Here is a 26,315-nt window from a genome sequence, read left to right as displayed (position 1 = left end):
TTGGCACTCTTACATTCAACTCGTCGGTAACAACGGTGCACAGCCGAAATAAGGGACGATCTCATGACCGATTCCTCCCATTTATCCGACGATCACAGCGATTCCGGCCGGGTCCGCTGGCGCCGGTTCGCCGTCCTGACCATCCCCGCCGTCGCGGTGACCGCGGGCCTCGGCATCGCCCTCGCCCAGGGCGCGTTGGCCGCCTCGTTCGCCGTGTCGGGACAGCAGTTCAAGGTGTCGGCGAGCAGCCTGGAGGGCGAGGGATTCGCCCAGTACGGCAGCGTCGACGTCAATGCCCGTGACGAACTCATCCCGGTGGCGGTGACCGCCATCCGGGAAGCGAAGCTCAACAACCTCTGCCAGTCCGTGGTCACCACGCTCCCGGTGATCGGAGACATCTCGCTCAACCTCACGGCGGGCCGGAAGACTCCGGTGGAGGCGAGCAACCTCTTCGTCGACGCGACCCAGCTCGCCGGTGACGCCGTCTTCAGCAACATCGAGATCGGGCGGGACGCCTCCACCCTCGACAAGGGACCGGCCGACGCGCAGGGCATGCAGGACCTCTTCGCCCAACAGGCCGACACGGTCCGCATCACCGGTCTCCAGCAGACGGCGTGGGCGACGAACGCCGGCACCTTCAAGCTCTCCGGCCTCAGCATGAACGTCAGCAAGGGCAAGAAGGAATGCTTCTGAGCCGCCGTCAGCGGTGGCGCCGGTGGCGACGCGGCAGGCCGTTCTGGGGCGGGCTGTTCGCGATTCTGGCCGGGGCGTGGATCTGCGTCCTTCCGCTGGCACCGTTGAAGATCATGCTCCAGCAGGGGGTTGCGGGGATCCCGTCCGTCCTGATGGGCATCGTGATGGTGGTGCTCGGCCTCACCGCCTGGTTCTCGCCGCCCCAGCGCGCCCTCGCGGGTGTCCTCACCACCCTGATCGCCACCGCCGCCCTGGTCCTGTCGAACCTGGGCGGGTTCCTGATCGGCACGCTCCTCGGCATCCTCGGCGGCGGCCTGATGTTCGCCTGGCAGCCGTACGCCGTCCAGCGCGCCGGGGGCGCGGCGCGGTCGGCGGATCCGGGCCGGGCCCCGGACCGTTCACCGCTCCCGGCCCCGGAGCAGGCCCCGACCACGGAGCAGGCCCCGCTCGCCTCCCCTGCCACACCTCCGGCCCCGCCTCGGAGCGCACCCCCTCCCCCCCCCGCACCCCGCACCCCGATCCCCAAGGAGCACAGCCATGAGCCGCACGCGCACCGCGCTCGCCCTCGGGACGGCCGCCACCGGAGCCTTGGCGCTCGCCTCCGTCACCGCCTCCGCCGCCCCCACTCCCGCCCCCGCCCCCGCTCCCGTGGCCGTGGCCGGGTCGACCACGGTGACCCCGGCCGGCCACGACTTCAAGGCCGTCCTCAGCGGGAAGGCCACCCTCAAGGCCGGTTCGGTGACGGTGACCTGCACGGTCTCCGTCTCCACCGGCACGGTGCCGGCCGCCCCCGGCAACAGCAACCCGGCCGGGGCGGTGTCCTCGCCGATCTCGCCTCCGACGTACGGCTCCTGCACCTCCAGCATGCCCGGGGTGACCCCGACGGTCACCACCAGCGGTGCCTGGACGGTGTCCATGCAGGACGGCTCACCGATCACCGCCACCATGACCGTTCCGACCGGCGGACTGGTCCTCAGGACGACCGGGCTCGCCTCCTGTACGGTCACGGCGGCTCCCACGGCCGCGGCCAGCGTCGCCGGCACCTGGGCCAACGGCAGCCCGTCGAGCCTGACCTTCACCCATGCCTCCGTGCCGGTCAAGGTCACCGGCGGGTTCGGCTGCCCGACGAGCGCGACCGCCTCTGTCTTCAACGCGGTCTACAAGGTCTCCGACGTCACCGACCCGACCCAGGGGATCACCGTCAGCCCCTGATCCGACCGCTACGACGGCAGGCGGGTCCAGACCGGGCCGGCCCGGTCGGCTCCGGGCCCGGTCGGCTCCTACGTTGACCCCGCCTGCCGTTCGGCGCTTCCGGGGCGGTGGCCGTGCCGCGAAACCGCATCACCGGACCGTGCGGACCGCGGGCGGGACGACGGCATGCCGCAGAGCACCGCCCCGCCGGCCGCAGCGCGCTCGGACCGCCACGGCGTCCACGGCCTCTTCTCCGGCGCCCGCCCGGCCACGATCCCCGGCCAGGCCGCCCGGTCGCCCCGGGCCTGCTGACGCGGGCCCGCGAGGCCCCCGGCTACCGACGGTCCACGACCACCCTGTAGTGGGTCGTCAGCCCGCCGTCGTCACCCAGCACGTGGAAGGCGACCAGCACCGGGGTTCCCCGCGGGGTGTCTGCCAGGACGCGGTCCAGCCAGGCCAGCGTCGACTCCGCCAGGAAGCCGTGGTGCGCGCCCGGGACGGAGGAGTCGCAGGCGGCGAGCACAAATCGGTCGCCGCGCAGCACTTGGTCGACGGGCAGCGCGGACGGAGCCTCCTCCCCGAGCAGTCCCCGACGGAATGCGGCGCGCTCGTCGTGGTTGCCGGGACAGATCACCAGGGGGTGTCGCGAGCGCAGCAGTTTGGCGGCCTCCTCGTACTCCGCTTCCTCCCCGTGGTCGGCTATGTCCCCGCTCACCAGTACGGCGTCCAGGTCGTGGGGCAGGCCGTCGAGGTACTCCATGACGGGGCGGGTGCGGTCGGCCGCTCGCCGGTCGCCGTCGAGGTGGACGTCGCTGAGGTGGGCGATCACGATCACGTGCGGTGCCTCCTGGGTCCCCGGCCGGTGCATGTGGTCGACCGTTCAACGGTGCGGACCGGCCCCGTCGTTCCCCACCCTCCTTGTGGCGCCGCCCCAGCCGGGGCGGCGCGCCCTCCGGGTGTGGCGTACCAGCCCCCAGCCGGCCGCGGCGAGCGCGAGCGCACCGCCGGCGAGCGGGGCCACGGCCGTCCCGGTGGAGGCGAGCGCACCGCCTGCGGAGGTGGCGCCCGTACCACCGCCCGTACCACCGCCCGTAGCACCGTCCGTACCGCCGCCCGGGGTGCCGGACGCGCCGCCGACCGAGGCCGCGGCCGTACCGCTCGTACCGGCCGTGTCTGCCGTACCGACCCCGCCGATGGCGGACTCCGAGCCGCCGGGTCCTGCCGGCGTCGCCGAGCCGTCGGTGCCGCCCGCCGCGTCCCCGGTCGCGGGCGCGGTGCCGCCGCCCGTCGTGGTGTCCGCGCCGGTGACGGTGAGCGTGGCCGGGGCGGTGCGGCTGACGCCCGCGTCGTTGGCGAACTCCGCGCGGTGGCGGCGGCCGTCGTCGGCTGCGGCGGCCCTGAAGGAGTACCGGGTGGACGTCGCTCCCGGCACGGCCTGCCAGGTCCGGCCCCCGTCCGTGCTGGTCTGCCAGACGACGGCCGGGGCCGGGGTCCCCTCGGCCTGGGCGGTGAGCGTGACCTCGGTCCCCGCTGCGACGGTCCGGTCCTCGGGGCTCCGGGTGACCCTGGGTGGCGTCGAGCGGTCCAGCCGGGTGATCCGTCCGGCGGCCGGGTCCGACACGAACACGGTGGCGGCGCCGGGCCGGACAGCGACGGCCGCACTGCCCAACTGGACGTGGTTCCCCGGCAGTGCGACGGTGCCCGCGGCCCGGCCGGGGTCCCGGGTGCGGTGGACGGTGAGCGCGCCGTCGCCGTCGCTGCCCGGCTGGGAGGCATCCCCGGTGTCCTGCCACACCACGAAGGCCTCGTGTGTGACGGCGTCGAAGCCAGCCGCCCGGGGCACGTCGGCGCCGGCGCCCTCGACGGTGCCGATCCGCTCTCCGGCCGCGTCGTGGACGACGACGGAGGTGTCCAGTCCGACCCATACGGCGCCGGTCTCGGGGTCGACCTCGATGAAGCCCCCGAAGCCGTCGCCCGCAGGGAGTGCGACGGTCGCCGCGACCGTGAAGGCGGCGACGTCCACGCGGTACATCCGGCGGTTGCCGAAGTCGGCGAACCATACGGTGCCGCGCGCCCGGTCGTACGCGAACCGCTCGCCGCCCTCCAGGGTGAGGGAGCGTTCGACGGCCGCCGTGGCGATGTCGACCTCCGACAGTACGGGGCCCTGCGCCACCAGCACCGTCGAGGACACGGGCCCCGGGGCGGCGTCCGTGACGGGTCTGCCCGGCACCCATGCCCCCGCCGCGGCGGCGTCCCCGCTCTGGGCCGTGCCGATGCCGCGCAGCGGGTAGACGAAGACCGCGCCGTCACCGGGCAGCGGTACGACGAGCTGCCGGACGGACCGCCGGCCGAGGGTGCCGGTGGGGCCCGGGGCCCGGCCGACCGTGCTGAGGACGGTGCCGTCGGCGGGTTCCAGAACGTGCAGGCCGCTCTCGTCGACCTCGGCGGTCTCGGGCAGGTCGTCCGAACCGGCGTACAGTTTCTTCGAGTCGGGGTGCAGGAGCAGGTCACGAACCCGGCCGGCCGTTGTGAACTGTGCGGTGGTCCGGTACACGACGGTGCCCGCCGGCGCCCCGTCCCCCTCACCCCCGGCCGCCGGGACGGGGCCGCCGGCGGCGGCGGCCGGGGCGAGCAGGAGCACGAGCACGAGCGCCGCGGATACGGTGCCGGCGCGGCCGGGGGTGAGGGGGTGTCGGGGTGTCACGGCTTCCTCGTCGACGGGCGGGCCGGGGTGCGGCGGACCGGGGAACGGCCTGAACAGGGCGTGCAGTCGCGTCAGTTGAAGGACATCGGGACGTGGACGTCGTACCTGCGGTTCGAGGAGTCGAAGTGGTCGGCGCGCGTGACGACGGCGCATTCGACCGTCTCGCCGCAGATCCGGCCGCCGCCCAGGTCGGCCTTGACGTGGAGGGTGACGCTGAAGGAGCCGCCCGGACCGTACGTGGAGGTGTTGGCGAGGGTGCCGCCGAAGGTGTCGTTGACCCAGTGCGAGGCGCCGGTGGTGCCGGACTGGTCCGAACCGCCCAGACAGGGGGTGGGCTTGCTCGCGCCCTGCGCGCCGTTCACCGCGCAGAGCCCGACGTATATGCCCTTGCCGGTGTTAAAACCGCTGCCGGTGACGGTGACGTTCTGCCCGGCCGCGGCGGCGGAGGACGGCGCCGTGACGCTGAGGCGGTAGGTGGCCGAACCGTCGGTGACCGTGCGCGTCGCGGTGGCGGCCGCGGCGGAACCGGCCGCGCCGACGGCGAGGGCGACGGCGGCGGAGGCGGCGACGGCCGCGCGGGCGGCGGTGCGGGGCAGGGAGGCGGCGTAGGCAGCGCGCATCGTGGGAGCACCTTCCAAACAGAGGAACCAGCGTAACTAAGGTGAGGCTAACCTAATTTCGATCACCCGTGTACTGCTGGTTCGCGCCACGTGACGGCCCGTCGGAACCGATGACGGGCCTGCCCGGCCAACCCTCCCGATGGCGGCCTTCCTGATGCGGGCGGGCCCGCCCGCAGGCAACACTGGGGGCATGGCGAACAAGGCAGCCCTGGAGGGCGGCCCGGACGACCTGCTGGACCGGGTCGTCGAGGCAGCCCCTCCCGGAGAAGACCTGAAAATTGCGCACCGCGGCGGCTACGAGCACTTCAGGATCACCTCGCGTACGCAGGAAGGCCCCGCGGGACCGATCCCGGTCTACGAGTGGTGGGAACGCACGGAGATCGCCGAATAAGACCGAAAACCGCGCCCCGGACACCCGGGGCGCGGCAGGGACCTCACCGCACTAGCCGCGATAGGTCTCGAGCAGCCGCAGCCAGATCTCGCTGACGGTCGGGAAGGCCGGTACCGCGTGCCACAGGCGCGCGATCGGGACCTCTCCTGCCACGGCGATGGTGGCGGCGTGCACCAGCTCGGCGGCGCCCGGACCGACGAAGGTAGCCCCCAGCAGGACCTCCCGGTCGAGGTCGACGACCATCCGGGCCCGGCCCCGGTAGCCGTCGGCGTACAGACCGGCCCCGGAGACCCTGCCCAGGTCGTAATCGACGGCGCGCACGCGGTACCTTGCCTTCTCCGCCTCGGCCAGGGTCGGGCCCACCGCGGCGGCCTCCGGGTCGGTGAAGACGGCCTGCGGGAGGGCGTGCGTGTCGGCCGTGGGCGTGTGGGCGCCCCAGGGGGCGGTGTCCAGCGGGGTGCCCGCGGCGCGGGCGGCGATGGCGGCGCCCGCGATGCGGGCCTGGTACTTGCCCTGGTGGGTGAGGAGGGCCCGGTGATTGACGTCCCCTACGGCGTACAGCCAGTCGGATCCGGGCACCCGGCAGGTCTCGTCGACGCCGATCCAGCCGCCGGGCGTGAGTCCGACGGTGTCCAGCCCGATGTCCTCGGTGCGCGGCGCGCGGCCCGTCGCCATCAGCACCTCGTCGCCCTCCACGACCTCGCCGCCCTCCAGCACCACCCTGACGGGCCCGGTGGAGCCGTCCCGTTCGACCGCGGCGACCGCCACGTCCGTACGGACCACCGCGCCGGCCTCGCGCAGGGCGTCGGCGACGAGCTCCCCCGCGAAGGGCTCCATCCGCGGCAGCAGCCGGGATCCGCGCACGAGGACCGTCACCTGCGATCCCAGGGCCTGCCAGGCGGTGGCCATCTCGGACGCCACCACGGAGCCGCCCACGATGACGAGCCGGCCGGGGACCTCCCGCGCCGAGGTCGCCTCCCGGCTGGTCCAGGGGCGAGCCTCGGCGATCCCCGGGAGATCGGGGACCACAGCCCGGGTGCCGGTGGCGATGACCACCGCCTGCCGGGCCGACAGCACCCGGTGCCCTCCGTCGGGGCCGGTGACGGCCACCTCGCGCACCCCGAGGAGGCGGCCGTGGCCGCGGTACACATCGGCACCGATGGAGTCGAGCCAGTCGATCTGACCCTGGTCCTTCCAGTCACCGGTCCAGTAGTCGCGGTGCGCGAAGACCGCCGCCGTGTCCAGAGGGCCCCCGACGGCCCCCGCCAGCCCCGGCACCCGGCGGGCGTCGGCCCGCGCCAGCGCCGGGCGCAGCAGGGCCTTGCTCGGGACGCAGGCCCAGTACGAGCACTCCCCGCCGACCAGCTCGCGCTCCACCAGGGCCGTGGTCAGCCCGGCGGCCCTGGTCCGGTCGACGATGTTCTCACCGGCCGGTCCCCCGCCGAGCACCACGACGTCGTACTCCAGGACTTCAGTCATGCGGACCAGTCTCACCGCTGACCGGTGGCCGCGTCACGCACTCATGCCTCCGGCGTGCCGGAGCCCTGCCCGCCGGAGTCCTGGGCGCCCGGCTGCGAGGCGGCGATCTTGGCGCGCACCTCGTCCATGTCGAGGGCGCGGGCCTGCCTGATGAGATCGGTCAGGGCCGCCTCGGGCAGCGCGCCGGGCTGCGCGAAGATCGCCACCTGATCCCGGACGATCATCAGGGTCGGGATGGAGGTGATCTGGAAGGCGCCCGCCAGCTCCTGCTGGGCCTCGGTGTCCACCTTGGCGAAGACCAGGTCGGGGTGGGCCTCCGACGCCCTCTCGTAGACCGGCGCGAACTGCAGGCACGGCCGGCACCAGCCCGCCCAGAAGTCGATCAGCACGAACGGGTTCGCGCTGACCGTCTGGTCGAAGTTCTCCTTGGTGAGCTCGACTGTAGCCACGGTGTCCAGACCTCCTGTTAGAGCCGTCTGCAGGTGGAACGAACGACCCGCCTCCGGCATTCCTCGAACCCGCCGGACGCCCTTAAAAGGGGTGCGGGGCGGGCGTGGCGCGGGCCGTGGTCCAGCGCAGTTCGGTGAAGGCGTCCAGATTGGCCTCGCCGCCGAAGCGTGCGCCGGTGCCGGAGGCGCCGACACCGCCGAACGGTGCGACCGCCTCGTCGCCCACCGTCTGGTCGTTGACGTGCGCGATGCCGGTCGGGATCCGCTCGGCCAGGTCGAGGCCCCGCCCCGCGTCGCGGGTCACGATCCCGAGGGAGAGTCCGTACGGTCCCGTCGAGGCCAGTTCCACCGCCTCGTCCTCCGTCGCGAAGGACCGTACGGGTGCGACCGGGCCGAAGACCTCCTCGGCGTAGGCGGGGGTGTCGTCGGCGACGCCCGCCAGCACGGTCGGCCGGTAGAAGAGCTCCCGGTGCGTACCGCCGGCGACGAGCTTGGCCCCCGCGGCGGTGCTGGCCTCCACGAGGGCGTGCACCCGGTCCAGCTGGGCGCGGTCGATCAGCGGGCCCAGGTGGACCTGCTCGCGGTACGGGTCCCCCACGGACAGTTCCTCGGCGCGCGCGGCCAGCCGCTCGACGTACTCGTCGTGGAGCGAGGCGTGCACGAGGTGGCGGCCGGCCGTCATGCAGATCTGGCCCTGGTGGAAGAAGGAGCCCCAGGACGCCTGGGCGACGGCGGCCTCCACGTCGGCGTCACGGAGCACGACCAGGGCGGAGTTCCCGCCCAGCTCCAGGTGCGTGCGCTTGAGGTGACGTCCCGCCAGCTCGCCGACGGTGCGGCCGGCGGCCGTGGAACCGGTGAAGGACACCACCCGCACCAGTGGGTCGGCGACCACCGCGGCACCCGTCTCGGCGCCGCCGGGCAGCACGTGCAGCAGCCCGTCCGGCAGCCCCGCGGCGGTGAGGACGGCGGCCAGCGCGAGCCCGCCGCAGACGGCGGTGCGCCGGTCCGGCTTGAGCAGCACCGCGTTGCCGAGCGCCAGGGCCGGGGCGACGGAGCGGATCGCCAGGATCAGCGGGGCGTTGAACGGGGCCACGACCCCGACCACGCCGGCCGGGACCCGGCGGGTGAAGGACAGCCGGGGGGCCTCACTGGGCAGCACCTGCCCGGTCGGGCGCGAGGCCAGCGCCGCCGCTTCGTAGCACTCCTGGGCGGCGACGTGCAGCTCGAAGTCGGCCTTGCCGGGGATCGACCCGGACTCGCGCACCAGCCATTGCCGCAGCTCGTCGGCGTGGGCGGTGAAGAGGTCCCCGGCGCGGCGCAGCACGGCTGCCCGCTGCGGGTGGGAGGTGCGCGCCCAGTCGCGCTGCGCCGCCCCGGCTCGGGCGGCGGCTTCCGCCACGTCGGCGGGGGCGGCGAGGTCGAGGGTGGCGAGGGTGCGGCCGGTCGCGGGTTCGACGACCGGGGCGGCGCCTCCGGTCAGAGCGGGTCCGTCCTGCCAATGCGTCGGGTCGAGGAGCGGCATGGCGCGGGGCCTCCGGGTGGGGATGGGCGGGATGCCGGACGAGGGGGGCGGCGGCATGCGTCATCGTGCCAGACCAGAGGCGCCAATTCTGTTCAGTTATTGGGCAGTTGAAGGTGAGGGCTGACCGGAATCGATCGACGCCCCGGTGGCCGGGGTCAGCGCTCCAGGACGAGCGCGATGCCCTGCCCGACGCCGATGCACAGGGCTGCCATGCCCGTACCGGAGCCCGCCGCGGCCAACTGGTGTGCGACCGAGCCGGCCAGCCGGGCACCCGAGGCGCCCAGCGGGTGTCCGATCGCGATGGCGCCGCCGCGCGGGTTCACCACGGCCGGGTCCAGCTCCGGCCAGGCGGCCAGGCAGCCCAGCGCCTGCGCCGCGAAGGCCTCGTTGAGTTCGAGGACGGAGAGGTCGGGGAAGCCGCGCCCGGCCTTGCCGAGCGCGCGCTGCACGGCGTCCACCGGGCCGAGGCCGAACATCTGGGGCTCGATCCCGGTAACGGCGGAGGCGCTGATCCGCGCGAGCGGCTCACGGCCGGTGGCGGCCAGGCCCGCCTCGTCGGTCAGCAGCAGCGCGGCCGCGCCGTCGTTGAGCGGGGAGGCGTTGCCGGCCGTGACCGTGCCCCGGCCGTCCGTCCGGAAGGCGGGCTTGAGCTTGGCCAGCGCCTCGGGCGTGGAGCCCTCGCGAATGCACTCGTCCCGTGCCAGGTCCACACCCTCGTAGGGCACGACCTCGCGGTCGTACAGGCCTGCGGCCCAGGCGGCCGCGGCCTTGCGGTGGCTCTCCAGCGCGAAGGCGTCCTGTGCCTCGCGGGTGACCGCGTACTTGTCCGCGATCAGTTCGGCGCCCTCACCGAGCGGGACGGTCCACTCGGCGGGCATCCGCGGGTTCGTCATCCGCCAGCCCAATGTGGTGGACCACATCTGCTGGTGCCCGGCGGGGAAGGCCCGTTCGGGCTTCTGGACCACCCAGGGCGCGCGGCTCATCGACTCGACACCGCCCGCGATGGCCACGGAGGCGTCGCCGAGCGCGATCGTACGGGCGGCCTGGATCACGGCCTCCAGGCCGGATCCGCAGAGCCGGTTGACGGTGACGCCGGGAACGGTGACAGGCAGGCCCGCCAGCAGGACCGCCATCCGGGCCACGTCGCGGTTGTCCTCGCCCGCCCCGTTGGCGTCCCCGAAGACGACGTCGTCGATCCGTGCCGGATCGAGGTCGGGCGTACGGTCCACCAGTGCGCGCACCACGTGGGCGGCCAGGTCGTCCGGGCGGACACCGGCGAGGGCGCCGCCGAACTTGCCGATCGGGGTGCGTACGGCGTCGACCACGTAGACGTCGCGGACGGTGCGGATGCTCATGGGGTCTCTCCTGGGCGGATCCGTACGGGCGCCGGCGCACCGGTGCCGGTGTGGGCACCGGGGCACGCCGCCGGTCACGCCCGGTGGGGCGCGCCGCCGCAGTCTCCGTCCGCAGGTCACCGCCTGTCAACGGCCACCCCGGTCACGCCCGCCCGGCCCGCGGCTCCACGGGGTCAGGTCGACTCGCGGTGGACGGCCTCGGCGGCCATCAGACCGTGCCGCTCCGTGACCCCGGACGGCTCGCGCACCGCGTGGTCGACGAGCGACGCCAGGTGGTCGCCGGTCGGCATCTCGATCCGCACCGTGCTCAGCCGGGGCCGCAGCAGCCTTCCGATGAGCAGGTCGTCGGCACCGATGACGGCCACCTCGTCGGGGACCCGCAGCCCCTCGTCCTGCAGGGCCCGCATCAGCAGCATCGCGTACTCGTCGTTGTACGCGAACGCCGCGTCCAGCCGCAGCCCCCGCCATCGGGCGGCAAGCTCCGCGGCGGACTCCTCCGAGTACGCCATCGGCACGACCTCGACCTCCGCGCCCGGCACGCCTCGGGCTCCGGCCAGGCGTGGCGCGGAGAACAGCTCCAACCCCTCCTCCCGCGGGACCACCACGCCGATCCGCCGGCGGCCCCGCTCGACCAGGTGCGCGGCGGCACGGGCGCCGACCTCCCGCTGGTCCATGACCAGCGCGTGCGCCCCGGGCACACCGGTCGGGCCCATCGTGATCACGGCGCGGGTTCCGGCCCGCTTGAGGGTGGCGACGTTGTGGGCGGAGAGCGTGATCTCACCGAGGGACATGACCGCCACCGGCCGCAGTTCCGCCCAGGCCCGGACGGCCTCGTCCCCGCTGAGCCCGAGGCTCCCGTACTGCACGACGGTGTAGTCGAGCCGGCGCAGCGCCCACTGCAGTTCGTTGAGGAAGGTGCTGTAGAGCGGGCCGACCGGCACGTGCGGGGTGGGCAGCAGCACGATCCTGGTGTGTCCGGCGCGCAGGCTGCGGGCCGCGGCGTGCGGGACGTACCCGAGCTCCTCGGCCGCCTCCCGGACCTTGCGGCGGGTGGGCTCGCTGATCCGTACCGCCTCGGCGTTGTTCAGCACGTACGAGACCGTCGCGCGCGAGACGCCCGCACGTCGGGCCACGTCGGCGCTGGTGGGAACGGGGGCCGGCGGGTCCGGCGACTTCGATGACTGAGACATTGCCGTGGCATCCTCCCAGAACGGACGGGCCCCGTTTCCACGGGATGGCCGGAAAGGCATGCCGCTCCGTGCCCGCGCGAGCCGCCGACACGTGCCACCACCGCGTCGCGTCCCGAACCGGTGCCGCCCGCGTCGTCGCACCGGCGCGGGCGCGGATCACCAAGCGCCCCGGCTTCGGGGCGGGTTCGGCCGCATGCACCGCCCGCACCGCCCGCCGCACCGCCCGCCACGACGGCTTCGACGGGTTAGCGGCCCCTCCAGGGGGACCGGGGCCCAGCATGTCCGAGGCTCGTGCGACCATCGAGCCTGCCTTCCCGGGCGGCCGCCCGTCACCGCCCCGCCGTGGGCGTCCCACCTCAGAGCAAGGAGCTCCCCTCGCATGTCCATACCTCCGGGTCCCCCGCCGTCCCACGAGCCGTACCCGCAGCAGGGACCGTACGGACAGCCGGGACAGCCCGGACCGTACGGCGGCCCGCAGGGCTGGTATCCGCCGCAGGCACCCCAGAAGAACAACGCGCTGGCCATCGTCGCGTTCGTCATGTCCCTCGTGTGCGCCATCCCGCTGGTCCCCCTGATCCTCGGCATCGTCGCCCTCTCCCAGATCGGCAAGCGCGGCGAGAAGGGCAAGGGCTTCGCCGTGGCGGCGATCGTCATCCACGGCGCGACCATCGCGTTCTACGGGATCCTCCTGGTGCTCGGCATCTCCGGAGCGCTGGACGACGGCCCCTCGCCGAAGCGCGACACCAGCGGGCAGGTCACCGACGCGGGCTCCAGCAAGGTGAGCGACATCCGCAAGGGGGACTGCTTCAACACGGGCGGCGACTTGGCGGACTACCAGGACGAGGACGGCGGCCAGGCCTCCTTCTCGGTGCGGGTGCTGCCCTGCGACCAGCCGCACGAGGGCGAGGCGTACGCGGTCTTCAACCTCGACGACGGGGCGTACCCGGGTACGGAGAAGGTCACCGCGCTCGCCGAGGAGAAGTGCTCCGGCACGCTGCTGACGGACTACGTGGGCAAGAACCCCAAGCTCTCGGAGGAGCTGGAGATCTACTACTACTTCCCGCAGGCCGCCACCTGGGCCCTCGGTGACCGTGAGGTCACCTGCTTCCTGGGCGACACCAGCGGTGCGAGCACCGGATCGGCCCGCGCCACCGGCTCCTGACCTGCCGTCACCAACGTCGGAGCCCTCCTTTCGCGCGAGGGGCCGCCACCTGGTGGCGGCCCCTCACCCTTCCGGACCTGACGGATGCCCAGACGTCCCGGCCTGCGCTCCCCAGCACATCAACGCCGCGGAACCGGATCGGCTTCGACGAGGACGAGGTCGCCAACCCCGCTCGCGGCCATACCGGACGAAACCTCGCTTCGGGAGAGGTGCGCACCCGCTCTGACGGATGACGCGGCTCCCCCTCCCCGATACCGTCTCCCTACCGATCGGTAATGGGGGGAGTGGTTCACGATGTCGGAGTCCTCGGGTCCAGCCGCGGCGGCGGCGCCGGCCCAGTGCACGGAGAAGCCGGCGACGGCCGGCGGACTGGTCGAGACGGCCGCCGCGCTCGCGGAAGGACACCTCTCGGCACGGCAGTTGACCGAGCAGGTGCTGCGTCGGATCGCTGCGGCACAGCCCGAGCTCAACGCCTTCCGGACCGTGCGCGCCGAAGCCGCGCTCGCCGAAGCGGACGCGGCCGACCGCAGGCTCGCCGCCGGCGAACGGCTGCCGCTGCTGGGCGTGCCGATCGCGGTGAAGGACGACATGGACGTGGCCGGTGAGCCGACGGCGTTCGGCTGCGCCGGATCCTTCACCCCGAAGACCGCCGACAGCGAGGCGGTGCGCCGGCTGCGGGCGGCCGGGGCGGTCATCGTCGGCAAGACCCAGACGCCGGAGCTGGGCCAGTGGCCCTTCACCGAAGGCGGAGCCTTCGGTGCGACCCGCAATCCGTGGAACCGGTCCTACACGCCCGGTGGTTCCTCGGGCGGCTCGGCGGCCGCCGTGGCGGCGGGCCTGGTTCCGGCCGCGCTCGGTTCCGACGGGGCCGGGTCGGTGCGGATCCCGGCCGCCTGGACCCATCTGGTCGGGGTGAAACCGCAGCGCGGACGCATCTCCACCTGGCCGGAACCGGAGTCCTTCAACGGGCTCACGGTCAACGGCGTGCTGGCCCGCACGGTCGCGGACGCGGCACTGCTGCTGGACGCCGCGAGCGGACCGCATCCCGAGGACCTGCACCGCCCGGCGCGCATCTGCGCGGTCGAGGCGGCCCGGCGCCCCCCGCGCCGGCTGCGGATCGCCCTGTCCTTCGGCATGCCCTTCACCGCGACGCCCACGTCACTGGACCCGGAAGTGCGGTGCGCCGTGGAGCGGCTGGCCACCCGGCTGGAGTCGCTGGGCCACGAGGTGATCCCGGAGGACCCCCGCTACGGCCCGATCGGCCTGACCTTCGTACCCCGCGCGACCAGCGGCGTACGCGACTGGGCCGCGCGGATGCCGGACCCGGCGCTGCTGGATCCGCGTACGCACGGGGCCGTGCGGACGGGCCGACTGCTGGGCGGTCTGCCGCTGCGGGTCTCCCGCCGGGCGGAGGCCCTGCTGCGCAGGCGGGTCGGCGAGATCTTCGGGCGCTTCGACGTGGTCCTGACCCCGACGACGGCCACTCCCCCGCTGCGGATCGGCGCGCTGGCCGGGATGGGGGCCATGGCCACGGACCGGGCGATGATCGCCGCCTGCCCCTATGCCTGGGCGTGGAACGTCCTGGGCTGGCCCGGGGTGAACGTCCCGGCCGGGCTGACGGACGACGGGCTGCCGATGGGCGCGCAGTTCCTCGGCCCTGCGGACTCGGAACCGATGCTGCTGGGGCTGGCGGCGCAGCTGGAGGCGGCGGAGAACTGGGCGGCGCGGCGACCGGGCTGAGGCGGCACGCGGCGGGAACGGGCGGACACGGACGGGCCGGAATGCTGGGGGTGAGTCCCCGTGACACGCTGAAGGGGGGAATCTCGCCGGTTCCGGCCCCGCCCGGCCGGCCCTGCCACCCGAGGAGTTCGCAATGGCCACTGACGCCGGCAGGCCGCAGACGGCCCGCACCCATCCGGACCCGTGGAACGCGGCCACGTCGGGCAGAACCGTCCTGGCGGCGGCCCTGATGATCTTCGGCGGGTTGATGGCGTTCTTCGAGGGGATCGCCGCACTCGCCAGCGACGACCTGTTCGTCGTGACCCGCCACTACGTGTTCGAGTTCAGCCTGACCGGCTGGGGCTGGGTGCACCTCATCCTGGGCATCGCCCTGATGGCGGCCGGCTGCGCCGTCCTCTTCAGCGGCGCCCTGTGGGCCCGCTATCTCGGCATCACGATCGCCGGCCTGGGCGCGTTCGCCAACTTCCTTTGGCTGCCGTACTACCCCTTGTGGGCTCTGGTCCTCATCGCGGTCAACATCCTCATCGTCTGGGCGCTGTGCACCGGCGCGCACCACGAGGCGAGCACGGCCTGACCTGCCCTGCCTGTCCCCCGCCCGGCCCGACGAGGCCCGGGCAAGGCCCGGCGGCTCGGGGACGGCGGTGGCAGGAAGGCTGCGCATCGTCCAGGTGTGAGGTGTCAAGGTGGAGACGAGAACCCGAACGGACTCACGACTGGTGTGGTGGCTCACCGGCCTCACACCTCTGATCTTCGTGCTGACGCACTATCTCGCGGTCCTCCCCCATGAGTTCTCCCACTCGGTGACGGCCTGGACGCTGGGCATCAAGAACGAGCCGGGCAACATCGACTGGGGAGGGAGCAGCCTCTGGAACATCACGCTCCTCGCGCACATCGACGAGAACGTCGACTACAGCGCCGCGCTGGCCGCGGGAAAGAACACGCAGGTCGCGGTCGTGGCGTTCGCGGGCCTCGGCATCGGCAACCTGCTGCCCTACCTGCTCGTTCGCTTCGGGCTCGTGAAGCGAACCTGGCTGGCCCGACGCCCGGTCGTCCTGTACGTGCTGTTCTGGTACTTCTTCAGCAGCCTGGCGAACCTCTACGACTACGTTCCCATGCGGAACTTCGCACCCGACGGCGATGTGACGCACTTCGTCCTGGCGAGCGGAATGTCTCGGTGGTGGATCTTCGTCGTCGGCACGTGGGGCGTCATCTGGGCGATCACCGACCTCTACCGCGACATCCTGCCGTACACGCTGGGCACCTGCCGATTCGAGCCGGAGCGGATCGCCAGAGCCCTCGTCCTCGTCCTCACGGTCGGGCTCATGTTCGCCTACTTCGCCCTCCCTGCTCTGCTGGAGACGGAGCCGGTGACCCTCTTCATGGGACGGTTCTCGCTCGTGCTGATCCCCGTGATCCTCGTCGCGACGTGGCGGCGCAACGTGCTCAGCCCTCTGCCGTCCTCTGCGCTGCTGCCGACCGCCAACGACCGTCTCTCACCGGTCGAAGCCCGGCCCCGGAGCTGACATCGACACCGTTGTGTCAAGCCGGTGGTTCGCGGCGCAACCCCACGGTGAACCGGGCGCACGATCCCTCGGACGGCGCGCTTCTCGCCACAGCTGCGCACAGCGGTTCCGCCAGCGGCACGGGCGACGGATGCGGAGCGTGACCCCCCGCGGCTGTCCTTCACGCCGAGGAACCAGTAACCTCCCCGCAATGACGGCACTTTCACAGCACAGCAACGGCTACACGGAGCAACCGGGCCGCGACGGCGCCACCGCCACCACGGAGGCCGATCCGCGCGCCCTCGGGCCGGTACGGACCGAGTACGCCCCGGATCCCGACGGCGACCCCGACCCCGGCGAGATCGTGTGGACCTGGGTGCCCTTCGAGGAGAACGACGGCCGCGGCAAGGACCGGCCGGTGCTGGTCGTGGCCCGCGAGCCGGGCGGCCCGACGCTGTTCGCCGTACAGCTGTCCAGCAAGCGGCACGACCACGACCACGAGTGGGTGCCGATCGGGACGGGCCCGTGGGACAGCGCGGGTCGGGAGTCGTGGGTGGACGTCGACCGGGTGCTGCGGGTGCACGAGTCGGGGATGCGGCGGGAGGCCTGCGCACTGGACCGGGGACGCTTCGGACTCGTGGTGAACCGGCTGCGCGAGCGCTACGGCTGGCAGTAGCCGCGGGAACGCACCGGGCCGGGACGGCGAACCGTCCCGGCTGCGCGGCACCCGCCGCCCGGCGGCCTTTCCGAACCGGCGGGCCCACGCCACGGCGGGGCCGGCGACCGCCTGGCGACCGCGGCCCGGCCGCAGCGGCTCAACGGCACAGCCGGGCTGGCGGGCTCCCGGCCCGGCAGGCTCCCGGCCCGGCGGCACCCGCGGCGGCTCCGGCGGCCCGGCCGCCCGTTCCGGTGGACGCCGGAGCTCCCCGGCGTCAGGCAGCGAAGTCCGCGAAGGCCCGCTCGAAGGCTTCCCGGGTGTCCGGCTTGCGGTCCAGCACCGCGAACACCACCCGTTCGAAGGTCCCCGCGAACCGGCCCGCCAGCAGCCCGCGGAAGGCCTCGGCCACCTCGGCCGGGTCATTGCGGAACACCCCGCACCCCCAGGCCCCCAGCACCAGCAGCCGGTACCCGTGCGACGCCGCCACCTCCAGGACGAGCTCCGCGCGCCGGGCCAGCGCCGCGGGGATCTCGGCGGCCCGCTCCGGCTCCTGCCGCAGGATCGTGCCCGCGTTCGGGGCGGGCGAGGTCAGGAAACCGGCCAGGAACGGCGACTCCATCAGTTCGCCCCGGTCGTCGCGGAAAACCGGCACCCCGGGCGAGTGGATCACCCGGTCGGTGTAGAAGGTGCTGACTTCCGCGCGGTGCACCTCGTAGTACTCCGCGGCCTCCAGCAGCGTCTCGTACAGGGCGGACGCACGGCACAGAGCCTCCTCCTGCGCCTTGGCCCCGCGGACGTAGCCGCCCCCGGGATTTCGGGCCGAGGCGAAGTTCAGGACCGCCACCGACGCCCCGGCCGACCCCGCCTCCGGGTCCCCAGGAGCACCCTCCGCGAGCCTACGGGCCGCGACCGTACTGCTCTCCCCCGTGACCTCGACGGCCGTCGCCAGGCCTCCACCCACCAGCCCTTCGCCTGGAATGACCTGGTTCGGTCCATATATCCTGGTTCCCGCCTTGGCGTCCGCCAGGGCGGCGGCGAGCGAAACCTGCCGCCCCGACCGCGTCCGGTAACCGCCGGACGCCAGGATTTCCGCGTTCTCCCGCGCGATCTCGCGCAATCTGCTGCTCACGCCGCCATCCTGTGCAAGCCCGTTCCCCGGCGGCAATGGGTTTTGTGCCCGGAGGAGGGGTAGACACGGGTGATGTCACGGCCGACGACAGGAGAAGAGGACCCGGTCATGCCCTTCGACCCACCCGTTCCCCCGCCCATGCCTGACGTTCCCCCCTCGCCCGCGATCAGCGAGACGGAGGCGGAGCACCTGATCCACGGAATCTGCTTCAAGACCGGTCCCCCCCGCCTCATCGGCGCCGAACTCGAATGGCTGGTCCTGGACGCCGAGCGGCCGGGACTGCGCGTGACACCCGAACGGCTCCGAGCGGCTCACGCCGCGGCCCGCGCACTGGCCCTGAACTCGCGGGTGACCGTCGAACCCGGCGGCCAGCTGGAGCTCAGCTCGGCCCCCGCCACCTCCCTCACCGGCTGCGTCGGCCTCCTCCAGGACGACCTCACCGCCGTCCGGGCCGCCCTGCGGGAGCAGGGGCTCGTCCTGCACGGCCTCGGTCGCGATCCCCGCCTCCCGTACCACCGGCTGCTGAACAGCCCGCGCTACGACGCGATGGAGGCCTACTTCGACCGCACCGGCCCGGCCGGCCGCACCATGATGTGCGCCTCCGCCTCCGTGCAGGTCTGCGTGGACGCCGGCCACGAGGAGCCCGGCGTGCTCGGCCACGGCCGGCGCTGGCGCCTCGCCCACCTGCTGGGCGCGGTCCTGGTGGCAGCGTTCGCCAACTCCCCCGCGCACGAAGGCCCGTATGCCGGATGGCGCTGCTCCCGGCAGGGGATCTGGAACGACCTGGACAGCCGGCGCACGCTCGCCCCGCCGCTGGAGGCGGATCCACGGGACGGCTGGGTGCGCCAGGCACTGGACACCGAGGTGATGTGCGTACGGTCGCAGGAGGGCGAGGCGTGGGTCGTCCCGCGCGGGACGACCTTCCGCGACTGGCTGCGCGCGGGCGATGGGAACCAGGCCCTGCGGGCCCCCACCGCCGAGGATCTCGACTACCACCTCACCACGCTGTTCCCGCCCGTGCGACCGCGCGGTCACATGGAGTTGCGCATGATCGACGCACAGCCCGGCGACGACGGCTGGCTGGTACCGGTGGCCGTCGTGCACGCGCTGTTCGACGACCCGGAGGCCGCCGAGACCGCCTACCGGGTGACCAAGGCACTGGCCGACTCCTACGGCTCGCAGCCCGCGCCCCGCAATCCGCTGTGGCGGTCCGCCGCCCGCAACGGCCTGGCCGATCCCGAGCTGCGGGCGGCCGCCAAGACCTGCTTCCGCGCGGCCGCGGAGGCACTGCCCCGGCTCGGCGCGACCACGCACGTCCGGGACGCCGTCGGCGCCTTCAACGAACGCTTCGTGCGGCGCGGCCGATGTCCGGGTGACGAACCGCCGCAGCTGCGGCCCGAAGGGAAGGAGGACCTGAGGTGACCACCGAATCCCACCCCGGGCTGCGGGAACGGGCGGCCGCCTCACTGACGGCCGCGCGGGCCAGGACGGCGGCGCTCACTGACGCGGTGACCGACGCCGACCTGACCGCCCAGCACTCGCCCCTGATGTCGCCGCTGGTCTGGGACCTGGCGCACATCGGGAACCAGGAGGAGCTCTGGCTGCTCCGGCGGGTGGCCGGACGCGAGTCGATGCACCCGGAGATCGACCCCCTCTACGACGCTTTCGAGCATCCGCGCGCCGAGCGTCCGAAGCTGCCGCTGCTGGGGCCCGAGCAGGCCCGCCGGTACGCGTCCGAGGTGCGCGGCCGGGTCTTCGACCTGCTGGAGAGCACCCCGCTGGAGGGCAGTGCGCTGCTCGACGACGGCTTCGCCTTCGGGATGATCGCCCAGCACGAGCAGCAGCACGACGAGACCATGTTGATCACCCATCAACTCCGGCGGGGCGCACCCGTGCTGACCGCCCCAGAGCCGGACGCCCCCTACGCCCCTCCTGCCGCCGCCGAGGTCCTCATACCCGCGGGCCCCTTCACGATGGGCACGTCCGCCGAGCCCTGGGCGCTCGACAACGAACGGCCGGCACACGAGCGGGAGACCGCGGCGTTCTGGATGGACACGCTGCCGGTGACGAACGCGGCGTACCGCGCCTTCATCGCCGACGGGGGCTACCGCGAACCCCGCTGGTGGGAGGCGGCAGGCTGGGAGCAGGTCCGCCGGCACTCCATCGAGGCGCCGCTCTTCTGGTACCGGGAGGGCGGGCAGTGGCTGCGCCGCCGTTTCGGGGTGACCGAGCCCGTCCCTGATGAAGAACCGGTTCTGCACGTCAGCTGGTACGAGGCGGACGCCTACGCCCGCTGGGCGGGGCGCCGACTGCCCACCGAGACGGAATGGGAGAAGGCGGCCCGCTTCGATCCCGCGACCGGCCGCTCGGCCCGCTACCCGTGGGGCGACGGCGACCCGACCCCCGTGCACGCCAACCTGGGGCAGCGGCATCTGCGCCCGTCCCGTGCGGGCAGCTACCCGGCCGGGGCGTCCCCGCTCGGGGTGCGCCAGCTGATCGGCGACGTCTGGGAATGGACGGCGTCCGACTTCCTGCCCTATCCGGGCTTCCGCCCCTTCCCCTACCGGGAGTACTCGGAGGTGTTCTTCGGCCCGGAACACAAGGTGCTGCGGGGCGGTTCCTTCGCGGTGGACCCGGTGGCCTGCCGGGGCACCTTCCGCAACTGGGACCTGCCGGTGCGCCGGCAGATCTTCTCCGGATTCCGCACCGCGAGGGACGTCTGATGTGCCGTCATCTCGCCTATCTCGGTCCGGTGGTGCCGCTCGGGAGGCTGCTGAGCGAGCCCGAGCACTCACTGGTGCGCCAGTCCTGGGAGCCGCGCCGCCAGCAGCACGGCACGGTCAACGCCGACGGGTTCGGCATCGGCTGGTACGCCGAGGGCGACCCGGTACCCGCCCGCTACCGCCGCGCCGGGCCGATCTGGGGCGACCTGGCCCTCACCGACCTCGCCCGGGTGGTACGCAGCGGGGCCCTGCTGGCCGCCGTACGGGACGCCACCCTGGCCGGGGCCGACGGGGAGGCCGCGGCCGCCCCGTTCACGGACGGGCCGTGGCTCTTCAGCCACAACGGCGCGGTGCCCGGCTGGCCCACGTCGGCGGCCCCGGTCGCCGCGGCGCTGCCGCCCGAGGAACTGCTCCAGCTGGCGGCCCGTACGGATTCGGCGCTGGTCTGGGCCCTGGTACGGCGCCGGCTGCGGGCCGGGGACGACCTCGGCACGGCGCTCGCCGAGCCCGTGCGGGAGCTGTCCTCGGTCGCGCCCGGCTCCCGGCTGAACCTGCTGCTCACCGACGGCGCGGCGATCGCCGCGACGGCCTGGGGCGATTCGCTCTGGTATCTGGCCGATCCGGGGGCGGGGCGCACCGTGGTGGCGTCCGAGCCGTACGACGACGACTCCCGGTGGTGCGAAGTGCCCGACCGGACCCTGCTGACCGCCACCCGTTCGCGGGTCCGCCTGACCCCGCTCAAGGAGAACCGCACGTGAACAGCTTTCAGTTGACCCGGACCCTCGACGAGGACGCTGCGGAGACCGCACTGCGCGCGGACGTGCTGCAAGGGCTGACCCGCACGCCCAAGGTGCTGCCGCCCAAGTGGTTCTACGACGCGCGCGGCAGTGAGCTCTTCGAGGAGATCACCCGGCTGCCCGAGTACTACCCGACCCGTGCGGAGCGCGAGATCCTGCTGGAGCGGGCTCGGGAGATCGCCTCGGGGAGCGGCGCCCGTACCCTGGTCGAGCTGGGGTCCGGTTCCTCCGAGAAGACCCGGCACCTGATCGAGGCGATGCCCGCACTGGAGATGTACGTACCGGTGGACGTGAGCGAGAGCGCCCTGCGGGGGGCGGCCACCGCACTGCTCGCCGACCATCCGGGGTTGCGGGTGCACGCCATGCTGGCCGATTTCACCCGTGCGCTGGAGCTGCCGGACTCCCCCGGCCCGCGGCTGGTGGTGTTCCTGGGCGGCACCATCGGGAACCTGCTGCCTCCGGAGCGGGCGGTGTTCCTGGCGTCCGTGCGGGCGATGCTGTCGCCCGGGGACGCGCTACTAATGGGCACGGACCTGGTGAAGGACGAGGCCGTGCTGGTGACGGCGTACGACGACGCCCGGGGGGTGACGGCCGAGTTCAACAAGAACGTGCTGGCAGTCATCAACCGGGAGTTGGACGCCGATTTCCACACCGCCGACTTCGAGCACGTGGCGGTGTGGAACAGCGAGCAGGAGTGGATCGAGATGCGGCTGCGGGCCCGGTCAGAGCTGACGGTGAAGGTCAGGGACCTGGATCTGGTGGTCGCCTTCGCGGAGGGTGAGGAGATCCTGACGGAGGTGTCGGCGAAGTTCCGTCAGGAGGGCGTGCGCAAGGAGCTGGCCGCGGCCGGACTGGAGCTGACCCAGTGGTGGACGGACGCGGCCGGCCGCTTCGCGCTGTCCCTGTCGGTCGCCGACGGGCCGGTGGGCCGGGCCTGATCGGGCGTGGCCGGCCGTGTCGCCTCCGGAGCACGGCCGGCCACGGCCCGCTGGGCCGCCGCAGCGAGGTCCCGTCGGTCCGTGTACCGGCCCGGCGGGATCCGCGGCAGCAGCGTGACCTCGGCCCGGATCCCGCGGGCGCGGGCGATCCGCCACAGCGAGGCGGTGAGCGGGTCGTCCCCGACGAAGGCGGGCGCGCCGGCCGGAGTGCCGTCGGCCTGGAGGTAGGCGAGATGCACGGGCTGTACGGGGACCATCGCGTCCAATGCGGACTGGAAGGCGGCCCGGCGGAAGGGGCCCCGGGCGCGCCCGCACCAGGTGGAGCCCTCGGGGAAGACGGTGACGCGGTCGCCGGCGAGCAGCGCGCGGGTCATCGTCGTGACGGTGGCGGGCAGTGCGCGGATCCGGTCGCGCTCGATGAACAGGGTCCCGGCCCGGGCGGCGAGGCGGCCGAGGACGGGCCAGGCCCGGATGTCGCTCTTGGCCAGCATCCGGCTGGGCAGGACTGCGGCGACGAGCGGGATGTCGAGCCAGGAGATGTGGTTGGCGACGAGCAGGCGGCCGCCGCGCCGGCCCGCGCTGCCGTGCACGCTGATCCGTATGCCGAAGGCGCGTACCAGCGCGGCCGACCAGGCGCGTATCACCGCGTGCCGGGGGCCGGCCGGCAGCAGCCGGACCGGCGGGGCGCCCAGGATCCCCAGCAGGATCAGAGCCACGGCGCCGGTGAGCCGCAGCACCGCGTGCGGAAGGCTCGCGGTGCGCCCCTCGTGGCCGGCGCAGGCCTCGGGGGTGCAGGGCGAGGTGGGCAGCCAGACGCTCATGCGCCCGGGATGAGCGAACGGAAGTGCTTGAGGTAGCGCGGGTTGGTCCGGCGCAGGGAGAGCAGGACGTACAGGTCGGCGCATCCGAACCCGGCGTCGAAGGCGGGCTCGCCGCAGACCCAGGCGCCCAGGCGCAGGTAGCCGCGCAGCAGCGGTGGCAGTTCCATGCGGTCCGGGAAGGCGATGCCTTCGGGCTTCCACGGGACGTGCGGGGTGACCCGGTACTCCTCGGGTGCGGGGCTGCGGGTGAGGGCGCGCTCGCGGGTGGCCGCGGCGAGGACGCCGCCGTCGGCGAGCGGTATCGAGCAGCAGCCGGCGAGCCAGTTGTGTCCGGTGCGGTCCATGTAGTGGGCGAGACCGGCCCAGATGAGGGCGATGACGGCGCCGTTGCGGTGGTCGGGGTGCACGCAGGAGCGGCCGACCTCGACGAGGTCGGGGCGGATCGGCGCGAGCGCGGAGAGGTCGAACTCTCCCTCGGAATAGAGCCGGCCCGCGACGGCGGCGCGCTCGGGGGGCAGCAGCCGGTAGGTGCCGACGACCTGCTCGGCCTCCTCGTCGACGACGAGGAGGTGGTCGCAGTAGGCGTCGAAGGCGTCGGCGTCGAGGCCCGGCTCGGGGCCGTCGAGGCGGGCACCGAGCTCGCCTGCGAAGACCTGATGGCGCAGGCGCTGGGCGGCCCTCACCTCGTCCTCGTCGCGGGCCAGGCGAACGGTGTAGTGGGGGCCGGGGGCGGCGGCCTTGGCCGGGGCGGGCTCGGGGGCGAGGAGGGGGGAGGCGGGCGCCGTGGAGAGGGAAGGGGACAGGGGTGCGATGGTCATGGCGGCTCCTGAACCGGGCACGGAGGGCCAGGCCGGCCGGGGTGGCCTGGCTCTTCTACTTCTTCCGTGACCGGCTGGATTCGACGTGACCGCTCTGCGGCCCTCGGGTGTGCGAACGGCGAACTCGCCGGTACCACGCCCCGAGGGCGCCTGGATCAGCGGTCGGAGCTGAGGACGCGGCCGATCTCCGCGGAGGCCGTCCGGGCGGCCTGCCGGGGGTCCTGTCCGGTGAGCACGGCCGTCATGTAGGGCTTGATCGGGTTCTTCGCCTCGACCTCGGCCCAGCGGGCGGAGGTCGGGGTGGCTCTGCCCTGGGCGGCGCCGGGGGCCATGCTGGTGGCGCCCTCGTCGCCCTCGACCAGGTGCGCGAGGGTGGTCTTGTTCGGTACGTAGCTCATCGTGCGGGCCAGCGCGGTCTGCCACTTCTCGCTGACCAGGGCGGTGACCACCGCCACGGCCGCCTTCCGGTGCCCGGTCCGTTCCGGGATGATCAGGTCGGAACCGCCGGTGAAGACGGATCCGGCCCTGTCGGAGGTCTTGCCGGGGATCGGGAAGAAGCCGAGCTTGCCCTTGAGCTCGGGGTTGGCCGCCTCGATCTCGGCGGCCTGGCCGGGCGGGGCGATGATCTGCGCGACCTGGCCGCGGGCGAAGACCTGCGCCTGTGGGGGCGTCTCCTCGTCCGCGGCCTTCGGGCCGTCGCCGAGGGCCTGGAGCTGCTTGTAGAACTCCATGCCGGCCAGGGCCTTGTCGTCGTCGAGGGTGCCGACCCACTTGCCGCCCGTCTCGACGGCGAGCTCGCCGCCCTCGTCCCAGATGAAGCCGGCGAGGACGTACCAGTTCTGGCCCGCCAGGTAGATGCCCTGCTGGTCGCCCTTGTCGAGCTTCTGGGTGGCCTGGATCCACTCCTGGCGGTTCTTGGGCGGGGTTTTGATCCCGGCATTCGCGAAGAGGTCCTTGTGGTAGACGACCACACGGTTGGCGGCGTACCAGGGGACGCCGTACTGGGCGCCGTTGACGCTCCCCGGCTCGGCGAGGCCCTTGAGCCAGTCCTTGCTGCCCCACTCGCGCAGCCCTTCGAGGGTGAGTTCGGAGAGGCCGCCGGTCTCGATGTACTGCGCGACCTGGGTGTTGCCGACCTCGATCACGTCGGCGGGCTCCGTGCTCGTGCCATCCAGCACGGCGTTGACCTTGTCTCCGATGCCCGTCCACTCCTGGATCCTGACATCGAGGTCGAGGTCGGGGTGCTCCTGCTCGAAGGACGTGGTGAACGAGTCGATGAAGTCCGCCGAGGCACTGCCCTTCATCAGCCAGAGCGTCACCTTCTGCCGCCCTGCGGCCTGATCGGCCGACTGGCCGCAGCCCGTCAGGGCGGTCGCAGCCGCGAGGGCCGTGCACACGGCGAGGAAGCGCATCTTCAAGAGGGTCACCTTCTGGGGCTCGGTCTCAGATGGCTCGAAATTGGCATAGACCAATAGGCCGGTCAAGGGTCTTTCGCTCAGGATTGTTCACGCAAAGTTCGCGGAGCCGGACTTACTGGGGCACCGTAGAACCAGGCAAAAGCGACCCACTGTCGGGAGACCTCATGTCCAACCACACCTACCGGGTGACCGAGATCGTCGGCACCTCTCAAGAGGGCATCGATCAGGCCATTCGCAACGGGATCGCCCGTGCGGGCCGGACCGTACGGAACCTGGACTGGTTCGAGGTCGTCCAAATGCGCGGCCACATCGAGAACGGGGAGATCGCGCACTACCAGGTGGGACTGAAGGTCGGCTTCCGCCTCGAAGGCGACGACTGAGCCCCGTCCCCACGGGAGGCGCTGCCGGTCGGACCGGGCCGAGAGCCCCCGCATCGGCGGCCGGCCCGCGCAGCGAGCACGACCCGCGGCAGACCGCTCAGGTCCGGCCCTCGACCTGCTGGCCGGCGGTGAGCTCGGGCGCCTGTGCCGCCCAGTCGGCGACGACGACCCGGAAGCCGGCCGCCCGCGCGGCCCGGCAGACGAGCTCGTCGTCGTCGACGAGCATGCGCACCTCGCGGCCGCGCGCGATCCGCCCCAGCACCTCCAGCTTGGTCGTCCGGGCCGGCCGCCGGTCCTGGTTGCCGCGCATCCACAACCGCCCCTCGGGCAGGCCGTGCCGGGTGAGCCACTCCACCGTGTCCGCGCGGCACCGCTCGGGCCGCCCGGTCAGGTACACCACCTCGCAGTCGGCCGAGCTCCGCGCCGCCAGCGCGATCCCCCTCGCGAGCGGCGGATCGGCCGGGGCCGCACCGAAGAAGCCGGCCCAGTCCCTGGGGCGGCGCTCCAGGAAATGCTGCCGGTGGGCGGTGTCGGCCAGGGTGTTGTCGATGTCGAAGACGGCCAGCGGCGGCCGCGGAGTACTCTTCCCGCTCATCCGACCAGCCTAGTGCCGGGTCCTGCCGGCAGCAGAGCAC

General features: G+C 73.3%; 26 protein-coding genes and 2 pseudogenes. 15 read left to right on the top strand and 13 right to left on the bottom strand.

Annotated elements, in window-relative coordinates:
- Window positions 1–63: 63 nt before the first annotated feature.
- From R4Z63_RS29065 to R4Z63_RS29050, 4 genes and pseudogenes are all read left to right on the top strand, one after another.
- Window positions 64–693, top strand: a complete 630-nt coding sequence (locus R4Z63_RS29065) for a DUF6230 family protein (RefSeq protein ID WP_384445102.1) — start codon at window positions 64–66, stop codon at window positions 691–693.
- A pseudogene (locus R4Z63_RS29060) lies at window positions 684–965 on the top strand (DUF6114 domain-containing protein); the annotation flags it as partial. The gene R4Z63_RS29065 and the pseudogene R4Z63_RS29060, both read left to right, overlap by 10 nt.
- A gap of 265 nt (window positions 966–1,230) precedes the next feature.
- The gene (locus R4Z63_RS29055; RefSeq protein ID WP_384445106.1) at window positions 1,231–1,905 is read left to right on the top strand and encodes a hypothetical protein; all 675 of its coding nucleotides are present in this window, start codon (window positions 1,231–1,233) and stop codon (window positions 1,903–1,905) included.
- A 165-nt stretch (window positions 1,906–2,070) separates the two neighbouring features.
- Window positions 2,071–2,196 (top strand): hypothetical protein, encoded by a 126-nt coding sequence (locus R4Z63_RS29050; protein WP_384445108.1) that lies wholly within the window; start codon window positions 2,071–2,073, stop codon window positions 2,194–2,196.
- A 22-nt stretch (window positions 2,197–2,218) separates the two neighbouring features.
- On the opposite strand, the gene R4Z63_RS29045 is transcribed toward R4Z63_RS29050, so the two are convergent.
- From R4Z63_RS29045 to R4Z63_RS29035, 3 genes are all read right to left on the bottom strand, one after another.
- Window positions 2,219–2,752: a metallophosphoesterase gene (locus tag R4Z63_RS29045; protein ID WP_384581490.1), complete on the bottom strand. Its 534-nt coding sequence runs from the start codon at window positions 2,750–2,752 to the stop codon at window positions 2,219–2,221.
- Window positions 2,753–2,764: 12 nt separating this feature from the next.
- Complete coding sequence (locus tag R4Z63_RS29040) at window positions 2,765–4,588, bottom strand: immunoglobulin domain-containing protein (RefSeq protein ID WP_384445112.1); 1,824 nt, start codon at window positions 4,586–4,588, stop codon at window positions 2,765–2,767.
- Window positions 4,589–4,659: 71 nt separating this feature from the next.
- Window positions 4,660–5,208: a hypothetical protein gene (locus tag R4Z63_RS29035; protein WP_384445114.1), complete on the bottom strand. Its 549-nt coding sequence runs from the start codon at window positions 5,206–5,208 to the stop codon at window positions 4,660–4,662.
- Between the two features lie 190 nt (window positions 5,209–5,398).
- On the opposite strand from R4Z63_RS29035, the gene R4Z63_RS29030 reads away from it, so the two are divergent.
- Window positions 5,399–5,599: a DUF5988 family protein gene (locus R4Z63_RS29030; protein ID WP_037918149.1), complete on the top strand. Its 201-nt coding sequence runs from the start codon at window positions 5,399–5,401 to the stop codon at window positions 5,597–5,599.
- Between the two features lie 51 nt (window positions 5,600–5,650).
- Here R4Z63_RS29030 and R4Z63_RS29025 read toward each other — a convergent pair whose 3' ends face one another.
- The 5 genes from R4Z63_RS29025 to R4Z63_RS29005 form a co-directional block, all read right to left on the bottom strand.
- The gene (locus R4Z63_RS29025) at window positions 5,651–7,078 is read right to left on the bottom strand and encodes a dihydrolipoyl dehydrogenase family protein (RefSeq protein ID WP_384445117.1); all 1,428 of its coding nucleotides are present in this window, start codon (window positions 7,076–7,078) and stop codon (window positions 5,651–5,653) included.
- A 41-nt stretch (window positions 7,079–7,119) separates the two neighbouring features.
- A complete protein-coding gene (locus tag R4Z63_RS29020) occupies window positions 7,120–7,527 on the bottom strand; it encodes a thioredoxin family protein (protein ID WP_037916575.1) in 408 nt (135 codons plus the stop codon).
- Between the two features lie 82 nt (window positions 7,528–7,609).
- A complete protein-coding gene (locus R4Z63_RS29015) occupies window positions 7,610–9,049 on the bottom strand; it encodes an aldehyde dehydrogenase family protein (protein ID WP_384445119.1) in 1,440 nt (479 codons plus the stop codon).
- Window positions 9,050–9,204: 155 nt separating this feature from the next.
- Window positions 9,205–10,404, bottom strand: a complete 1,200-nt coding sequence (locus tag R4Z63_RS29010) for a thiolase family protein (RefSeq protein ID WP_384445122.1) — start codon at window positions 10,402–10,404, stop codon at window positions 9,205–9,207.
- A 173-nt stretch (window positions 10,405–10,577) separates the two neighbouring features.
- The gene (locus tag R4Z63_RS29005; RefSeq protein ID WP_384445124.1) at window positions 10,578–11,594 is read right to left on the bottom strand and encodes a LacI family DNA-binding transcriptional regulator; all 1,017 of its coding nucleotides are present in this window, start codon (window positions 11,592–11,594) and stop codon (window positions 10,578–10,580) included.
- Window positions 11,595–11,973: 379 nt separating this feature from the next.
- Between R4Z63_RS29005 and R4Z63_RS29000 the strand changes: the two genes are divergently transcribed.
- From R4Z63_RS29000 to R4Z63_RS28980, 5 genes are all read left to right on the top strand, one after another.
- A complete protein-coding gene (locus R4Z63_RS29000; RefSeq protein ID WP_384445126.1) occupies window positions 11,974–12,756 on the top strand; it encodes a DUF4190 domain-containing protein in 783 nt (260 codons plus the stop codon).
- Between the two features lie 294 nt (window positions 12,757–13,050).
- Window positions 13,051–14,496 (top strand): amidase, encoded by a 1,446-nt coding sequence (locus tag R4Z63_RS28995; protein WP_384445128.1) that lies wholly within the window; start codon window positions 13,051–13,053, stop codon window positions 14,494–14,496.
- A 133-nt stretch (window positions 14,497–14,629) separates the two neighbouring features.
- Window positions 14,630–15,070 (top strand): DUF7144 family membrane protein, encoded by a 441-nt coding sequence (locus R4Z63_RS28990; protein ID WP_037916563.1) that lies wholly within the window; start codon window positions 14,630–14,632, stop codon window positions 15,068–15,070.
- A 109-nt stretch (window positions 15,071–15,179) separates the two neighbouring features.
- Entirely contained in the window at window positions 15,180–16,019 is an 840-nt protein-coding gene (locus R4Z63_RS28985; protein ID WP_384445130.1) for a hypothetical protein, read from the top strand.
- Between the two features lie 190 nt (window positions 16,020–16,209).
- A complete protein-coding gene (locus R4Z63_RS28980) occupies window positions 16,210–16,674 on the top strand; it encodes a type II toxin-antitoxin system PemK/MazF family toxin (RefSeq protein WP_037916560.1) in 465 nt (154 codons plus the stop codon).
- A gap of 256 nt (window positions 16,675–16,930) precedes the next feature.
- Here the strand turns inward: R4Z63_RS28980 and R4Z63_RS28975 are convergent, their stop codons facing one another.
- Complete coding sequence (locus R4Z63_RS28975) at window positions 16,931–17,785, bottom strand: TIGR02452 family protein (protein WP_384445132.1); 855 nt, start codon at window positions 17,783–17,785, stop codon at window positions 16,931–16,933.
- A 138-nt stretch (window positions 17,786–17,923) separates the two neighbouring features.
- Here R4Z63_RS28975 and egtA point away from each other — a divergent pair, with 138 nt between their 5' ends.
- From egtA to egtD, 4 genes are read left to right on the top strand one after another with little or no spacing between them, the layout of a single operon-like run.
- The gene (gene egtA / locus R4Z63_RS28970) at window positions 17,924–19,207 is read left to right on the top strand and encodes an ergothioneine biosynthesis glutamate--cysteine ligase EgtA (RefSeq protein ID WP_384445134.1); all 1,284 of its coding nucleotides are present in this window, start codon (window positions 17,924–17,926) and stop codon (window positions 19,205–19,207) included.
- Window positions 19,204–20,508 (top strand): ergothioneine biosynthesis protein EgtB, encoded by a 1,305-nt coding sequence (gene egtB / locus R4Z63_RS28965; RefSeq protein ID WP_384445136.1) that lies wholly within the window; start codon window positions 19,204–19,206, stop codon window positions 20,506–20,508. The genes egtA and egtB overlap by 4 nt, the downstream gene beginning before the upstream one ends.
- Window positions 20,508–21,266: an ergothioneine biosynthesis protein EgtC gene (egtC, locus tag R4Z63_RS28960; protein ID WP_037916553.1), complete on the top strand. Its 759-nt coding sequence runs from the start codon at window positions 20,508–20,510 to the stop codon at window positions 21,264–21,266. The genes egtB and egtC overlap by 1 nt, the downstream gene beginning before the upstream one ends.
- On the top strand, window positions 21,263–22,243 hold the full coding sequence (gene egtD, locus R4Z63_RS28955; RefSeq protein ID WP_384445138.1) for an L-histidine N(alpha)-methyltransferase: 981 nt from the start codon (window positions 21,263–21,265) through the stop codon (window positions 22,241–22,243). The genes egtC and egtD overlap by 4 nt, the downstream gene beginning before the upstream one ends.
- A 293-nt stretch (window positions 22,244–22,536) precedes the next feature.
- Here the strand turns inward: egtD and R4Z63_RS28950 are convergent.
- From R4Z63_RS28950 to R4Z63_RS28940, 3 genes and pseudogenes are all read right to left on the bottom strand, one after another.
- Window positions 22,537–23,064 (bottom strand): annotated as a pseudogene (locus R4Z63_RS28950) (lysophospholipid acyltransferase family protein); the annotation flags it as partial.
- Window positions 23,061–23,882: a GNAT family N-acetyltransferase gene (locus tag R4Z63_RS28945; RefSeq protein ID WP_037916548.1), complete on the bottom strand. Its 822-nt coding sequence runs from the start codon at window positions 23,880–23,882 to the stop codon at window positions 23,061–23,063. The pseudogene R4Z63_RS28950 and the gene R4Z63_RS28945, both read right to left, overlap by 4 nt.
- 155 nt (window positions 23,883–24,037) lie before the next feature.
- Window positions 24,038–25,300 (bottom strand): extracellular solute-binding protein, encoded by a 1,263-nt coding sequence (locus tag R4Z63_RS28940; protein WP_384445141.1) that lies wholly within the window; start codon window positions 25,298–25,300, stop codon window positions 24,038–24,040.
- 164 nt (window positions 25,301–25,464) lie between these two features.
- Between R4Z63_RS28940 and R4Z63_RS28935 the strand changes: the two genes are divergently transcribed.
- Window positions 25,465–25,680, top strand: coding sequence for a dodecin (locus R4Z63_RS28935; RefSeq protein WP_037916543.1), 216 nt, complete (start codon window positions 25,465–25,467; stop codon window positions 25,678–25,680).
- A 97-nt stretch (window positions 25,681–25,777) separates the two neighbouring features.
- Here the strand turns inward: R4Z63_RS28935 and R4Z63_RS28930 are convergent, their stop codons facing one another.
- Window positions 25,778–26,275, bottom strand: a complete 498-nt coding sequence (locus tag R4Z63_RS28930; RefSeq protein ID WP_037916541.1) for a phosphatase domain-containing protein — start codon at window positions 26,273–26,275, stop codon at window positions 25,778–25,780.
- Window positions 26,276–26,315: the final 40 nt, after the last annotated feature.

This window comes from Streptomyces sp. PL-29 (assembly GCF_058344425.1).
Note: the sequence above shows the minus strand (reverse complement) of the source record. Positions and strands in the feature narration are given on the sequence as shown.

Excerpts from the sequence above, each read along its gene's own strand:
- egtC (WP_037916553.1), top strand. The coding sequence starts at position 20,508 with ATGTGCCGTCATCTCGCCTATCTCGGTCCGGTGGTGCCGCTCGGGAGG.
- R4Z63_RS29025 (WP_384445117.1), bottom strand. The coding sequence starts at position 7,078 with ATGACTGAAGTCCTGGAGTACGACGTCGTGGTGCTCGGCGGGGGACCG.
- R4Z63_RS29000 (WP_384445126.1), top strand. The coding sequence starts at position 11,974 with ATGTCCATACCTCCGGGTCCCCCGCCGTCCCACGAGCCGTACCCGCAG.
- R4Z63_RS28930 (WP_037916541.1), bottom strand. The coding sequence starts at position 26,275 with ATGAGCGGGAAGAGTACTCCGCGGCCGCCGCTGGCCGTCTTCGACATC.
- R4Z63_RS29030 (WP_037918149.1), top strand. The coding sequence starts at position 5,399 with ATGGCGAACAAGGCAGCCCTGGAGGGCGGCCCGGACGACCTGCTGGAC.
- R4Z63_RS28990 (WP_037916563.1), top strand. The coding sequence starts at position 14,630 with ATGGCCACTGACGCCGGCAGGCCGCAGACGGCCCGCACCCATCCGGAC.
- R4Z63_RS28945 (WP_037916548.1), bottom strand. The coding sequence starts at position 23,882 with ATGACCATCGCACCCCTGTCCCCTTCCCTCTCCACGGCGCCCGCCTCC.
- R4Z63_RS29015 (WP_384445119.1), bottom strand. The coding sequence starts at position 9,049 with ATGCCGCTCCTCGACCCGACGCATTGGCAGGACGGACCCGCTCTGACC.
- R4Z63_RS29035 (WP_384445114.1), bottom strand. The coding sequence starts at position 5,208 with ATGCGCGCTGCCTACGCCGCCTCCCTGCCCCGCACCGCCGCCCGCGCG.
- R4Z63_RS29055 (WP_384445106.1), top strand. The coding sequence starts at position 1,231 with ATGAGCCGCACGCGCACCGCGCTCGCCCTCGGGACGGCCGCCACCGGA.
- R4Z63_RS29005 (WP_384445124.1), bottom strand. The coding sequence starts at position 11,594 with ATGTCTCAGTCATCGAAGTCGCCGGACCCGCCGGCCCCCGTTCCCACC.
- R4Z63_RS28995 (WP_384445128.1), top strand. The coding sequence starts at position 13,051 with ATGTCGGAGTCCTCGGGTCCAGCCGCGGCGGCGGCGCCGGCCCAGTGC.
- R4Z63_RS29065 (WP_384445102.1), top strand. The coding sequence starts at position 64 with ATGACCGATTCCTCCCATTTATCCGACGATCACAGCGATTCCGGCCGG.
- R4Z63_RS28935 (WP_037916543.1), top strand. The coding sequence starts at position 25,465 with ATGTCCAACCACACCTACCGGGTGACCGAGATCGTCGGCACCTCTCAA.
- R4Z63_RS29045 (WP_384581490.1), bottom strand. The coding sequence starts at position 2,752 with ATGCACCGGCCGGGGACCCAGGAGGCACCGCACGTGATCGTGATCGCC.
- R4Z63_RS28980 (WP_037916560.1), top strand. The coding sequence starts at position 16,210 with ATGACGGCACTTTCACAGCACAGCAACGGCTACACGGAGCAACCGGGC.
- egtA (WP_384445134.1), top strand. The coding sequence starts at position 17,924 with ATGCCTGACGTTCCCCCCTCGCCCGCGATCAGCGAGACGGAGGCGGAG.
- R4Z63_RS29050 (WP_384445108.1), top strand. The coding sequence starts at position 2,071 with ATGCCGCAGAGCACCGCCCCGCCGGCCGCAGCGCGCTCGGACCGCCAC.
- R4Z63_RS29010 (WP_384445122.1), bottom strand. The coding sequence starts at position 10,404 with ATGAGCATCCGCACCGTCCGCGACGTCTACGTGGTCGACGCCGTACGC.